This window comes from Enterococcus camelliae, assembly GCF_042685105.1.
GTDB classification, from domain to species: domain Bacteria; phylum Bacillota; class Bacilli; order Lactobacillales; family Enterococcaceae; genus Enterococcus_G; species Enterococcus_G camelliae.
In genome coordinates this window covers 375-613 of record NZ_JBHUMO010000063.1, presented here as the reverse complement: position 1 = coordinate 613, position 239 = coordinate 375, and the positions used below count along the sequence as shown (strand labels likewise).

Below are 239 nucleotides of genomic sequence, written 5' to 3'. Positions count from 1 at the left end.
TTAACTAATTTGGGATTACACTGCTTCCAGTCTGTAATTCCTCGTTTTACTAAGTCCGTCTTTTTTTGAACACTCACTTTTTCCCAAACCCAATCACTATTTTTATAAACTTTAATTTCATAGCCATCGGCTATTTGGTTATACATATTCCCTTTATAGAGTACTGGGAAATCATTATGCTCAAATTGAGAGGTAGGTGCCTTTTTTGTAAATTTTTTCTTATTGTCTATCGATTCTAG

General features: G+C 32.6%; 1 pseudogene. It reads right to left on the bottom strand.

The annotated features are described in order from the left end of the window. Positions 1 to 239 (bottom strand): annotated as a pseudogene (locus ACFSR0_RS10710) (RNA-guided endonuclease TnpB family protein); the annotation flags it as partial.